This is a genomic window from Betaproteobacteria bacterium (genome assembly GCA_016791345.1).
Classification (GTDB): Bacteria; Pseudomonadota; Gammaproteobacteria; order Burkholderiales; family JAEUMW01; genus JAEUMW01.
Map to the genome: position 1 here is coordinate 1 of JAEUMW010000051.1, position 10,936 is coordinate 10,936.

Genomic DNA, 10,936 nt, shown 5'->3' on the forward strand with positions numbered 1-10,936 from the left:
GCCACCGTCCGGCGCGTGGTCAACATGACCGCGATCGCGGTGTGCGAGGCGGGCAAGGAAGGATAGTTGCACTTGCGGAGGCGGCTCGGGACCGGCCTCCTCGATCACTGCCTGCGCTGCCTTTGCAGCCAGCTCTGTGACGTGTGAAGGGTCGAGAGGTCGTTTCGTTACTCGGTGCGACCCGCGACGACTGCGCGCGGCTCGACATGAGTCCCGGGTGAGGTGTTGCGGGTTGTGGTACCGAATACCAGCGACTTGTGGCCGCAAAAAAAGGAAGAGGCCTTTCGGCCCCTTCCTCGACCACAACCGCCGCAAGCGACTGCGTCAGATACCCTTCTGGTTCTTCGCCGAGTCAAACTCGTGCTCGATGGCGTTGACGTCGGCCCCGTCACTGATCTGCTCCTGTTCTTCCACGAACTCGGTCTGCAGCGTATCGGCGCGCGCCGTGCTCTGCGCCACCCGCGCCTTGCCCGAGGTGTACCCGTGCTCGATGGCGTTGACGTCGGCACCATCGCTGATCTGCTCCTGTTCGCGGAAGAACCGGCTCTGCACCTTGTTGACGCCAGCCGCGCTCGGCGCCGAAGTCTTCACCGAGGGATAGCCGTACTCGATGGCGTTGACGTCGGCGCCGTCGCTGATCTGCTCCTGTTCCTGGAGGAACTGATCCTGCGAGGGGCCGGCGGCGTGGACAAGGGTCACCGTGCTGCAGGCGAAAGCGGCGGCCGTGGCTGCGGCAAGGATGGACTTCTTCGCAAGTTGCTTGATCATGATGACGCTCCTTCGTTGAGTTAACCGTGAAACCGCGGGATACCGATCAGCTGTTTCTCAGCCTTTCGTGGTTCCCATGTTGCGGACCACCGGTTCCAGAGCGATTTCGAAAACCGACGCGGGCGTTGCAGACGTAACAGACGCAAGCGGTGCGATGGAGATCGACGGAAAGGAGCGGCTCACCCGGGAGTGATCAGATTCTCACGCGCCGAGCCCACCGATCCGGAGATCCGATCCACGAGGAGTCGACGCGACGCTTCCTTCAGCGATGGGCAGCACCGCCGGCTGCGGCCTGTGAAGTCGGCAGCACGGCAGCGAGCGCTTCGGCGATGTCGCGCGCCTGGAGCGGCTTGCGCAACACTTCGCTCACCCCTGCCGAGCGTGCGAGCGCGGCGACGCTGGCGTCGACGTAGCCGCTCATGATGATTATCGGGACATCGCTGCGGATCTTGCGGATTTCGAGCGCGAGCGCGCTCCCCGTGAGCTCCGGCATCATTTCGTCCGTCATCACGGCATCGAAGCGGTGCGGGGCGGCGGCGAACGATTCCAGCGCCGCGGTGCTGGACCGGAAGCCGACCGGTTCGTAGCCGAGTTCCGCCAGCATCTCCTCGGCAAGCTCGACCAGCGCGGGCTCGTCGTCGACCACCATGATTACCTCGCCGTTGCCAGTCGGAAGCTCTTCGACGACGCTGCTTGCAGGCCGTGGCGCCACGCCCGCAAGCGGCAGCCACACCGTGAAAGCCGTGCCCTGTCCGGGTGAGCTGGCAACGTCGATCGCACCGCCCACGTCGGCGACGATGCCGTGCACGAGCGAAAGTCCCAGCCCCGTTCCCTGTCCGACTCCTTTGGTGGTGAAGAACGGATCGAACATGCGATCGAGGACTTCGGGCCTGATGCCGGTGCCGGTATCGCGAACCGTGAACCGTGCATACGGACCCGGCGCGAGTTCGCCATGCGCGAGGGCGCGTTGCTCGCGCACCTCTTCCCGCTCGAGGAGCACCGTGAGTTCGCCGCCGTCGGGCATGGCCTGCACGGCATTCGTGCACAGGTTCATGAGGACCTGGTGCAGCTGAGTGGCATCACCGATCACTGCGGCGTCCCCGGTGTCGAGCTTGTGCACGAGTCGTATGTCCGGCCGCAGCGACGCCGCCAGCAACTCGAGCGTTTCTTCCGCCACCGCCTGAACGTTCACGGGCGCACGCTCCCCCAGGCCGCTGCGGCTGAAGGCGAGGATGCGTTCGACCAGCGACTTGGCCCTGCCCCCGGCGTGCATCACGTTGTCGACGTAGCGCCGCACGACGCTGCCTTCCACGGCGTTCTTCTGCGCGAGCTCGCCGTAGCCGAGGATCGCGCCGAGTATGTTGTTGAAGTCGTGGGCGATGCCGCCTGCCAGCGTCCCCATGGCTTCCATCTTCTGCGACCGCCTGAGCTGGATTTCGAGGCGCTCCTTCTCGCTTTCCGCGCGCTTGCGCTCCGTGACGTCGATCGCCGAGCCCACGACGCGGTACGCCTTTCCGGCGGCATCGCGCAAAGAGCGCCCCCGCACCAGGAGCCAGTGCCACTCTCCGTCCGGATGGCGGACTCGATACTCGACGGAATAGCTTGGCGTGTGCCCCGCGAGGTGAGCCTGAAACGCCGCATCCACGAGCGGCCCGTCGTCGGGGTGGATGTCCACGCTCGCGAGAAGCTCGGCCCGCGACGTGATCGGTGCATCCGGCGCAAGTCCGAACAACGCTTTCATCTTCTCCGAGAGGAATGAGCGACCGCCTTCCAGGTCCCAGTCGAAATGGCCTTCGTTGGCCCCCTCCATGGCGAGGGCATAACGCTCCTCGCTCTCGCGCAGCGCGCGCTCTCCGAGTTCCACGCGCCGCAGCTGACGGACCAGCGCGACGATCGCTGCCGCAATCAGCAAAGTCAGAACCGCAGTGCGGATGGCGACACGCAGCGCCTCCGTCCGCCACGGGCCCAATACCGCGGACTCTTCCCGGGCGACGCCGATCACCAGTGGAAAGCCATCGACGCGCGCGCGCGCCACGTAGCGCCGCACCCCGTCGAGCGCGGAGGTCACCAGCATCGCCGAGTCGTCGGCGACGGTCATGTGCTCGGGAACACGCGTCCCCACCCGCTCGGGGATGGGCGGCTCGCGAGCGATCAGTGCGCCGCGCTCGTGCACCAGAAAGATCGCACTTTGCTGGCCGAGATTGATCTGGCGATAGAACTCCTGGAATTTCGTCAGGTTCATGAAGCCCGTCACGACGCCCGCGAACGCTCCGTTGTCGTCGGCGAGGCGGCGCGAAAGGCCTATCGTGTCGTATCGCTCGGAGCGCGTCACGAGCGGCTCGCTGACGTACAGGCCAAGCGTGGGGTTGTCCCGGTGAGCCGTGAAGTACGGGCGATCGCTGATATCGACGTTCCGGCGAGTGGGGGCGCGCGAGCGGAATCTCTGGATGCCTTGTGCGTCCGAGATGCTGATCCACAAGAGCTGCGGCAATCCATCGGCGCGGGCAGCGAGCGCCGCTTCCGCTTCCAGCGTAGCTTTCGAACCACGGTGCAGATACCAGTCGGCGGTGTCACGCAGGAGGACGTCGACGGTCTTCAGGCTTCCCGCCGTTTGCGCAGCGAGTATGCGCGCGGCGTTGACGAGCTCCCGGCTGTTGTTGGCGACCGCGAACCGGTAGGAGCTCCACTGGTCGTAGGCGGACACGGCGACGTTCGCGACGATGGCGAAAAGGCCGATGACGACCACCCAGCGACGCAGTCGCGCAGCCCGCGTCGCAGCGGCGGACGCTCCAGCTACCGCTGCGGAATCTCGCATTCGGTGCGCTCGCGTACCACCATGAGGCCGGGCGGGCCGATGACGGAGCGGACCGCATCCAGTAACGCCTGCTGGTCGAAAGGTTTGGGGATCACCCGCTCGACGCCGAGCGCACCGGCCGCCGGGCCGGCGTAACGCATGCCGGAGTGGAACTGCCCGGAAATCGCGATGATCGGCGCGTGCGGGTAGGTGGAGCGGACCGGGCGCAGCCGCTCGCCGCCGAGATGGCGCGGCATGTAGACGTTGACGATGACGAGGTCGGCCGGAGCCTGCACCTCAGCGCCCATGCTCGTGGCGCCGCGGGCGTGATACCCCTCCGCCGTCAACCACTCGACCAGCAACGTGCGCATCGGCTCGTCGTCTTCGATGATCACGATACCCGACATCATCCGATCCATCGAACGGATACGGGTCCGTTCTTCCGATCGGAATTGGATCGCGCCCTGGCTTCGCTCCGATTTCGGCAACCAGTGCCGCGATTACAATTGCAATGAGCGCAGCGCCCTCAGTAGAGCACCTCGACCGGCACGTCGAAAAGGTAGCCGGCGCCCCATTCGGTGACGATGTATTCCGGCTGTGCCGGATTCGCTTCGATCTTGCGCCGCAGTCGCAGGATCTGCACGTCGATGGATCGATCGTAGACTTCGGCGCGGTTGAGCCGCGAGAGGTCGAGCAACTGGTCGCGCGAAAGGATTCGCCCCGGCGCCGCGCAAAACGCCTGCAGCAGGCTGAATTCGCCATTGGTGAGCTCGATCCGCTCGCCCCTGGGGGAGTTCAACCGGCGGGTGCGCAGATTCAGCTCCCAGCCGGCGAACCGGTACGCGCGCCGCTTTTCATCACGCGCCGGCAACAGGTCCTGCACGACCTTGTAGCGGCGCAGCACCGCCCGCACGCGGGCGAGCAGCTCGCGCGGACTGAACGGCTTGGTGACGTAATCGTCCGCGCCAAGTTCCAGCCCCATGACGCGATCGGCCTCGTCCTTCTTCCCGGTAACCATGACAATCGGGATCGTTGAATCCTGGCGCAGCTTCCTCGCGAGCTCCATCCCATCCTCGTCGGCAAGCCGCAGATCGAGCACGACCACGTCGATGGTCTGCTCCGCCATGGTTCGCATCATCTCTGCACCTGTCGCAACCCCGGTCACGCGAAAGCCGTTCTCGACGAGATAGTCGGCAATCAGCTGGCGCATCGCCGGATCGTCGTCGACGGCGAGGACATGGGGCGGAATGACGGGATTCATCGCATTGGAGTCGGGCATCTCCAGGTCCCGAAAAGTGTACACGGTCCGGTCGGGGACGGCGTGCTTTGACGGCGACTCCAGCTGCTCGCGGTAACCGCTCGCCTGCGAGTGCGCGGTGATGGTTCCGAAGAACTGACACCGCGTGGGACGCCCTTCGTCATTTCACCTGTAACTTCCCCTGCCCGTGCTTGAAATGGTGTGGTGTCGCGGATGGCCTTGAATGTCGGCAATGGACCAAGGAAGACGGAGATGAACATGGAACTGGACGTTGTCGGCGTAATCCTCGCGCTCACCTTGATCGCGGTCGGGGTGTCCGAAGCCTGGGCGCGTTCCACGCGTTTGGGCGCGGCGCAGAACGAAGGGCGTGCAGACCGCCCGCCGTCACGCCGGACAGAAGACCGTCAGTCATGGGAGTGCGTCATGAAATCGGGGTCAACCGTCGGCGCAAGAGGGCTTACCGCGCAACGCTCGCTCCCGCTGGACCCGCCGCGAGATCCGGCCGCGACGCACGGCACGCGAGATCTTAGGGAGTCGCGCGCCGTGCAACTGCTTCGGTCGCTGGCAGCCTGGGCGCTGGTCTTCGCCGTCGCGGCGAGCGGGCCCTTGCTGTTGGCGGCAAAGGCGCCGGTGTGAGGCGCCTGGCGAGAGGCACGCAGCTGTGCCTGCACGAGTCTCGGCGGTTGGTCGCGCACATCGCACCCGCAACGCCCGATGGTCAAGGCCCGGTCACGACGTTTCATATGTCATCGCGTCGATATCGTTCGGTAGCGCGAAGCCGCGAACATGGCACCTGGAGAAAATCTCCAGACAGTTTCCCAGACACAGTCATCTATCAGGAGTCATCGACATGAAACTTCGCGAAACCTGCTTTGCCCTTCTGGCCGCTTTGTCCCTTGTCTCGACTGCAGTCCCGGCGAGCGCGGATTCCCTCAAGAACATCGTCCTCGTCCACGGCGCCTGGGTGGACGCCTCGGGCTGGAAAGGCGTCAGCGACATCCTCACCCAGGACGGCTTCAAGGTCACCATGGTGCAGGAACCCGAAACTTCGTTCGCTGACGATGTCGCCGCAACGAGGCGGGTGCTCGATCTGCAGGACGGGCCCGCCCTCCTCGTCGGCCACAGCTACGGCGGCTCGGTCATCACGGAGGCCGGGACTCATCCCAACGTGGCCGGCCTCGTGTACGTCGCCGCGCACGCCCCCGATGTCGGAGAAGACGAGGCGGCACTCGGCAGGAAAACGCCGAGCGTCCTCGCCGGGACCGCGGGCGCGATCAAGAAGACACCGGACGCATTCACCTATCTCGACCCGGCGCAGTTTCCCAAGCTGTTCGCGCCCGATCTGCCGCGTGAGCGGGCGGAGTTCGTGGCGCACTCGCAGGTGCTTGCCGCGGCTCAAGTGTTCAGTACGCCGCTGACCGCCGCCGCGTGGAAGACCAAGCCGAGCTGGGGCATCGTTGCCGGAAGCGACCAGATCATCAACCCCGATCTCGAGCGCTGGTATTACAGCCGCGCCAAGAGCCCCACGGTCGAGATCAAAGGCGCGAGCCACGCGGTGTACGAGTCGCACCCGAAAGAGGTTGCGGCCGTCATCGAAAAGGCCGCGCGCAGTATTAAGAAATAGGCTCGCCCTCGGCGAGCGTGCGACCCTCGGCAACCAGCATCCGCTCACCAACGGGTGCTGGTTTGTTTGTGCGGACGTTCCTTAAGCCTGCCTTAAGTCACGCGGCGCAGCATGCGAGGCGTGCGGAGGCGGTCGTCCTCCGCCCCATCGCGATCAGTGGAGGTTTCCATGAGAAAGAGACGAGCCCTTGCCGCTGCGCTGCTCGCCAGCGCCCTCGCCGCAGGCACCGCCCATGCCGCGGACGGCAACACCGGCGGCGGGACTACCCCCGCCATCACCATCACGCAGGCCATCGCCGCCGCGGAGGCCCAGGCCAACGGCCGCGCGGTCGAGGCTGAACTCGAACGCGGCGCGCGTGGCATCTATTACGAGGTGAAGGTCGTCGGTGCCGACGGTGTACGCGAGATCCATGTCGACGCGACCGACGGGAAAGTGCTCGCCGTCCAGCAGAAGAGTCGGCTTACGAGTTGGCTGGATGATGACGACGACGATGACGACGACGACTGAAATGCACTGACGGTTGTCTCCCCTTGCCCCGGTTCGAGCACCGCGGGGCAGCCTCACCCCGGTCACGGATACAATGTTCGGACCGGGCTTTTTCTTTCCCTCAGCATGAAAATCCTCCTCGTCGAAGACGACGCCATGATCGGCGCGGCGGTGCAGGAAGGCCTGCGGCGTGCCGGCTTCACCGTCGACTGGGTGTGCGATGGTCGTGCCGCGGAACTCGCGCTGGCGGGCGAGCGCTACGGCCTGCTGCTGCTCGATCTCGGGCTGCCGAAGAAATCCGGCCTCGACCTGCTCGCCGACATTCGCCGCAAGGGCGATGCGATTCCCGTGGTCGTCCTCACCGCGCGCGATGCGGTATCCGACCGCATCAAGGGGCTCGACACCGGCGCCGACGACTACCTGGTCAAGCCGTTCGATCTCGACGAACTGGCGGCGCGCATCCGGGCGCTTGCGCGGCGCGCGGCCGGCCGCGCCGAGAGCCTGATCGAGCACGGTGCGCTGGCGCTCGATCCGGCGCGGCACGAGGCACGCTTCAAGGGCGCGCCGGTCGCCCTGTCCGCCCGCGAATACGCACTGCTGGAAGCGCTGCTCGACCGCCCCGGCGCCGTGCTCTCGCGCGCTCAGCTCGAAGAGCGGCTGTACGGCTGGGGCGAAGAGGTCGAAAGCAACGCCGTCGAGGTCCATATCCACAATCTGCGCCGCAAGCTGGGCGCCGAGCTCATCCGCAACATCCGCGGCGTCGGCTACATGATCGGCGACAAGCCATGACCTCGATTCGCCAGCGACTCCTCGTCTGGCTGATCGCCGCGCTCACCATCGCCACGGTGAGCGCTGTCGCCGCCAGCCTGCTCGAAGCGCGCGAGGACGTGAACGAGCTCTTCGACTATCAGTTGCAGCAGCTCGCGTTCTCGTTGCGCAGGCAGCCCTTCGGCCCTGCCGGCGTGCCCGCGCGCCCGTTCGACCCGCGTCATGACGGGAGTTTCGGGGACGACGACGATGACGACGACAGTGCCGACTTCATCAGCCAGGTCTGGGACCGCGGCGGCACGCTGCTCTACTACTCGCGGCCGGGCACCGACCTGCCACGCGCGGTGCGAACCGGCTTCAGCCACATGCGGTGGAAAGGCGAGGACTGGCGCGTCTACACCACGCTCGAAGACCGCCGCGTGATCCAGGTGGCACATCCGATGGCGCTGCGCCGCGAGATGGTCGGCAACATCACGGAGCACATGCTGCTGCCGCTGCTCGCGCTCATTCCCGCCTTCGGTCTCATCGTGTGGTTCGGCGTAGGCAGCGGACTCGCCCCTCTCAAACGCATCGCCGGCGCAGTGGCGCGGCGCAGCCCGACCTCGCTCGAACCGATCGCGGCGACCGATCTGCCGGCGGAGATCCGGCCGCTGGTAAGCGCGCTCAACGACCTGCTCGGGCGCCTGTCACAGGCTCTGGCGGCGCAGCGGGAGTTCACCGCCGATGCGGCGCACGAGCTGCGCACGCCGCTCACCGCGGTCAAGCTGCAGATCCAGCTGCTGGCATCGGCGCGCACGCAGGAGGAGCGGGACGCTGCGCTGGCGCAGCTCAAACTCGGCGTCGAGCGTTCCGCCCATCTCACCGAACAGCTGCTGACCATGGCACGGCTGGAGCCGGAAGCGGCCGAGCGGCCGTTCAGCGCCGTGCGCCTGGACGAGCTCGCGCGCAGCGTCGCCGGCGAGCGCGCCGCGCTCGCCCATACCAAGGGCATCGACCTCGGCGTGAGCGAGGCAGCGCCCGTCTCCGTGCAGGGCGATGCCGACGGCCTGCGCGTGCTGCTCGGCAATCTGCTCGACAACGCGATCCGTTACACGCCGGCCGGCGGCCAGGTCGACATCGGTGTCGCGTTCGGACGCGGCGGCGCCGTGCTGGAAGTGGTCGATACCGGCCCCGGCATCCCGCCGGAGGAACGCGGGCGTGTTTTCGACCGCTTCTATCGCCGCGCCGGCACCGAAGGCACCGGCAGCGGGCTCGGGCTCGCGATCGTGAAGCGTCTGGCCGAGCGCCACGGGGCGATCATCGAACTGGCGGAGGGCGCAAGTGGTTGCGGTCTGCGCGTTCGTCTGCGCTTTCCCGCCGCCCGGCAGTGTGCAGTGTTCTAAACTGAGACCTTAAGTCTGGCTTAAGCATCGCTGCCTAGGATGCATGGCGTGGAGGCCGGTGGCCTTCGTCGACACGCTCAAGGAGAGATGCGAATGACCAGCAACAAAACGCGCGTTGTACGCAGCGCTGTCGCAGCGGCCGTCATCGCCGCGTTCGCGGCCGGCTGCTCCAGCGATCACATGCCCAAGCTCGCCGAGGCCCATGCCGCGCCTGCACCCTCGGTGGTGCAGCAGACCCCCGGTGGACTTCCCGATTTCAGCGCCCTGGTGGACGCGGCGGGTCCGTCTGTGGTGAACATCTCGGTGACGCGTGGTGACAACGTTGCAGGGAACTCACCGGAACTGCCCGGCATTCCCGAAGACAGCCCGATGTTCGAGTTCTTCAAGCGCTTCGGCATGCCGATGCCGATGCCCGGCCCCGAGGATCGACCGGGCCGCGAAGGGCCCGAGCGCGGCGTGGGCTCCGGCTTCATCGTGAGCGAAGACGGCTACGTGCTGACCAATGCGCACGTGGTGGACGGCGCCGACCAGGTGACCGTGAAGCTCACCGACCGGCGCGAGTTCGAGGCGAAGGTGGTCGGCGTCGACAAGCGCACCGACGTCGCGGTGGTGAAGATCGACGCGAAGAACCTGCCGGCGCTCCGGATCGGCGACCCGGGCAAGGTCCGTGTCGGCGAATGGGTTGCGGCGATCGGCTCGCCCTTCGGCTTCGAGAACACCGTGACCTCCGGCATCGTCAGCGCGAAGGGTCGTTCGCTGCCGGACGACAGCTACGTGCCGTTCATCCAGACCGATGTGGCGGTCAATCCCGGCAACTCGGGCGGACCGCTCTTCAATCTGTCCGGCGAGGTGATCGGCATCAACTCGCAGATCTACAGCCGCACCGGCGGCTACATGGGCGTGTCGTTCGCGATCCCGATCGACATCGCCATGAACGTTGCCGATCAGCTCAAGGCGCACGGCAAGGTGACGCGCGGCCAGCTCGGCGTGCGCATCCAGTCGATCTCGGGCGATCTCGCCAAGTCGTTCGGTTTGAAGGACGCGAAAGGCGCGCTGGTTGCCGCGGTCGACCCGGACAGCGCTGCCGCGAAGGCCGGACTCAAGTCCGGTGACGTGATCGTCGAGTACGACGGCAAGAAGGTGGAGGAATTCTCCACGCTGCCGCCGCTGGTCGCCGCCACCAAGCCGGGCGCCAAGGCTACCGTGGTCTACCTGCGCGACGGCAAGGAGCAGAAGACCACCGTCGCCATCGGCGAAGCACCTTCGGACAAGCTCGCGCAGGCAGCCGGCCGCGGCGCGCCAGGCGATGCCAAGAAGATGTCGAGCCTGGGACTTTCCGTGTCGGAACTGGACGCACGCGAGCGCAAGGCGCTCGGGCTGGAAGGCGGCGTCAAGGTCGAGCGGGCACAGGGCCCGGCCGCGAAATCGGGCATCCGCCAGGGTGACGTGATCGTCGGCGTCAACGGCGCGCGCATCAGCGACACCGAGGACCTCGGCAAGACGCTGGAGCAGGCGCCGAAGGGCGCGCCGCTGGCGCTGCTCGTCAAGCGCGGTGATGCCACCATCTTCATCCCGGTGGCACCCAACCAGGGCTGATCTCACGGCCGCCAGGCCATCGTTCTATACTCTCCCCTTGCGGGGCCGTGCGGAGCCGGCCCCTTTTTTTCTTGCCGGAGAGGACCGATGACGCTCACTCCGCCGGTCGCGATTCCTGCAGCGCTCACCCGACGAATGCACGACGCCCGCCGCGTGGTCGTGCTCACCGGCGCCGGCATCTCGGCCGAATCCGGCATCCCCACCTTCCGCGATGCCATGACCGGTCTCTGGGCACGCTTCCGCCCGGAAGAGCTCGCCAC

Annotated in this window: 10 protein-coding genes; 6 read left to right on the forward strand and 4 right to left on the reverse strand. The window is 66.6% G+C overall.

Features of this window, described 5'->3' with window-relative positions; all coding sequences use genetic code 11:
* Positions 1-324: 324 nt before the first annotated feature.
* The 4 genes from JNK68_01840 to JNK68_01855 all read right to left on the reverse strand — a co-directional run bounded on the left by JNK68_01840 (position 325) and on the right by JNK68_01855 (position 4,823).
* Entirely contained in the window at positions 325-768 is a 444-nt protein-coding gene (locus tag JNK68_01840) for a hypothetical protein (protein ID MBL8539090.1), read from the reverse strand.
* 262 nt (positions 769-1,030) lie between these two features.
* The gene (locus JNK68_01845; protein ID MBL8539091.1) at positions 1,031-3,583 is read right to left on the reverse strand and encodes a response regulator; all 2,553 of its coding nucleotides are present in this window, start codon (positions 3,581-3,583) and stop codon (positions 1,031-1,033) included.
* Positions 3,562-4,050 carry a response regulator gene (locus JNK68_01850; GenBank protein MBL8539092.1) on the reverse strand — a complete coding sequence of 163 codons (489 nt, stop codon included), beginning with the start codon at positions 4,048-4,050 and terminating at the stop codon, positions 3,562-3,564. The genes JNK68_01845 and JNK68_01850 overlap by 22 nt, the downstream gene beginning before the upstream one ends.
* Before the next feature lie 38 nt (positions 4,051-4,088).
* The gene (locus JNK68_01855; protein MBL8539093.1) at positions 4,089-4,823 is read right to left on the reverse strand and encodes a response regulator; all 735 of its coding nucleotides are present in this window, start codon (positions 4,821-4,823) and stop codon (positions 4,089-4,091) included.
* 847 nt (positions 4,824-5,670) lie between these two features.
* Between JNK68_01855 and JNK68_01860 the strand changes: the two genes are divergently transcribed.
* The 6 genes from JNK68_01860 to JNK68_01885 all read left to right on the forward strand — a co-directional run.
* Complete coding sequence (locus JNK68_01860; protein MBL8539094.1) at positions 5,671-6,444, forward strand: alpha/beta hydrolase; 774 nt, start codon at positions 5,671-5,673, stop codon at positions 6,442-6,444.
* Positions 6,445-6,612: 168 nt separating this feature from the next.
* Positions 6,613-6,951, forward strand: a complete 339-nt coding sequence (locus JNK68_01865; protein ID MBL8539095.1) for a PepSY domain-containing protein — start codon at positions 6,613-6,615, stop codon at positions 6,949-6,951.
* Between the two features lie 105 nt (positions 6,952-7,056).
* Positions 7,057-7,719 (forward strand): response regulator transcription factor, encoded by a 663-nt coding sequence (locus tag JNK68_01870; protein MBL8539096.1) that lies wholly within the window; start codon positions 7,057-7,059, stop codon positions 7,717-7,719.
* Entirely contained in the window at positions 7,716-9,080 is a 1,365-nt protein-coding gene (locus tag JNK68_01875) for a sensor histidine kinase N-terminal domain-containing protein (GenBank protein ID MBL8539097.1), read from the forward strand. Before JNK68_01870 ends, JNK68_01875 begins: the two co-directional genes overlap by 4 nt.
* An 87-nt stretch (positions 9,081-9,167) precedes the next feature.
* A complete protein-coding gene (locus JNK68_01880; GenBank protein MBL8539098.1) occupies positions 9,168-10,676 on the forward strand; it encodes a DegQ family serine endoprotease in 1,509 nt (502 codons plus the stop codon).
* 135 nt (positions 10,677-10,811) lie between these two features.
* Positions 10,812-10,936: NAD-dependent deacylase (locus JNK68_01885; GenBank protein MBL8539099.1), on the forward strand; the 125-nt coding region annotated here is incomplete at its 3' end.

Bases quoted from the DNA above. Each gene is read 5' to 3' on its own strand.
- JNK68_01840 (MBL8539090.1), bottom strand. From the start codon at position 768: ATGATCAAGCAACTTGCGAAGAAGTCCATCCTTGCCGCAGCCACGGCC.
- JNK68_01845 (MBL8539091.1), bottom strand. From the start codon at position 3,583: ATGCGAGATTCCGCAGCGGTAGCTGGAGCGTCCGCCGCTGCGACGCGG.
- JNK68_01855 (MBL8539093.1), bottom strand. From the start codon at position 4,823: ATGAATCCCGTCATTCCGCCCCATGTCCTCGCCGTCGACGACGATCCG.
- JNK68_01860 (MBL8539094.1), top strand. From the start codon at position 5,671: ATGAAACTTCGCGAAACCTGCTTTGCCCTTCTGGCCGCTTTGTCCCTT.
- JNK68_01865 (MBL8539095.1), top strand. From the start codon at position 6,613: ATGAGAAAGAGACGAGCCCTTGCCGCTGCGCTGCTCGCCAGCGCCCTC.
- JNK68_01870 (MBL8539096.1), top strand. From the start codon at position 7,057: ATGAAAATCCTCCTCGTCGAAGACGACGCCATGATCGGCGCGGCGGTG.
- JNK68_01875 (MBL8539097.1), top strand. From the start codon at position 7,716: ATGACCTCGATTCGCCAGCGACTCCTCGTCTGGCTGATCGCCGCGCTC.
- JNK68_01880 (MBL8539098.1), top strand. From the start codon at position 9,168: ATGCGAATGACCAGCAACAAAACGCGCGTTGTACGCAGCGCTGTCGCA.